Below are 1,137 nucleotides of genomic sequence, written 5' to 3'. Positions count from 1 at the left end.
GGGATCAGTCCGTACACGCTGCACAATTGGGTGCGGATGGACCGGTTGGATGAGCAGTACAACGGCAACGGGAGCGGAACGCTGGAGGAGTCGGAGCAGGAGGAGCTGGCCCGGCTGCGGCGGGAGAAGGCCGCGCTGGTCAAGCAGCACGCCCAGGAGAAAGCAGCGTGGCAGAAGGAACGCGAGCAGCTGGAAGACGAGCGTGACGTGCTCAAGCGTTCCGTGGTCTTGTGGGTCAAAGAGGCGATGGGCCGATAAGCGTGGCGGCCTTCATCAGCTCCCAGAAGACCGAGCACGACGTCGACCACACCGTCTCCTGCCGGGCGCTGGGCGTCTCGCAGTCCTGGTACTACAAGTGGAAGAACCGCATCGGCGAGGCCGCGCCGACCGCCCGGCAGCGCCGATCTGGATACGGAGATCACCCGATCGTTCGAGGCCTCCGGCGGCACGTACGGCTCGCCGCGCATCACTCGTGACCTGCACGAGGCGGGCTGGCGGGTATCGGAGAACACGGTCGCGGCGAGGATGACTGAGCTGGGCCTGGTCGCCCGCAGGCGGCGCAAGCCGCGCTCGCTGACCCGGCAGGGCAAGCGGCCGGCCGCTCCGGATCTGGTGCGGCGGAAGTTCACCGCGGTCGCTGCGGACGTGCTGTGGTGCGGGGATGTGACGCAGATCGACACCGACGAGGGCAAGCTGTATCTGGCCACGGTCGAGGATCTGTTCTCCCGCCGACTGCTCGGCTACGCCATGTCCGAACACCACGATGCCGCGCTGACCTGCGCCTCACTGCAGATGGCGGCCGCCACCCGGGGCGGCAACGCGGATGGGGTGATCTTCCACTCCGACCGCGGCTCGGAATACACGGCCGCCCGCTACCAGGAGCTGTGCCGGCGCCTGGGCGTGGTCCAGTCCATGGGCCGCGTGGGCTGCGCGCTCGACAACGCAGCCGCCGAGGCGTTCAACAGCACGCTCAAGGTCGAGTACGTGCACCGCCACCGGTTCCGCACCCGCGCCGAGGCCCGTCTGAAGATCGCCACCTGGATCGCCGACTTCTACAACACCACCCGGCGGCACAGCGCCAACGAGGGCTTGCCGCCCATCACATTCGAACGTCACATGATCGAGAAGAGACAAGCC

Annotated in this window: 2 protein-coding genes and 1 pseudogene; all 3 read left to right on the top strand. The window is 67.7% G+C overall.

Annotated features, from left to right (window positions below):
• A pseudogene (locus GUY59_RS47080) lies at nt 1–258 on the top strand (hypothetical protein); the annotation flags it as partial.
• A 2-nt stretch (nt 259–260) separates the two neighbouring features.
• The gene (locus tag GUY59_RS48150; RefSeq protein ID WP_201762193.1) at nt 261–476 is read left to right on the top strand and encodes a hypothetical protein; all 216 of its coding nucleotides are present in this window, start codon (nt 261–263) and stop codon (nt 474–476) included.
• Nucleotides 406–1,137: IS3 family transposase (locus tag GUY59_RS47075; RefSeq protein ID WP_236668181.1), on the top strand; the 732-nt coding region annotated here is incomplete at its 3' end. The genes GUY59_RS48150 and GUY59_RS47075, both read left to right, overlap by 71 nt.

The organism is Nonomuraea sp. K271, assembly GCF_009908215.1.
GTDB classification, from domain to species: Bacteria; Actinomycetota; Actinomycetes; order Streptosporangiales; family Streptosporangiaceae; genus Nonomuraea; species Nonomuraea longispora.
This window is presented reverse-complemented; position numbering and strand designations above follow the sequence as displayed.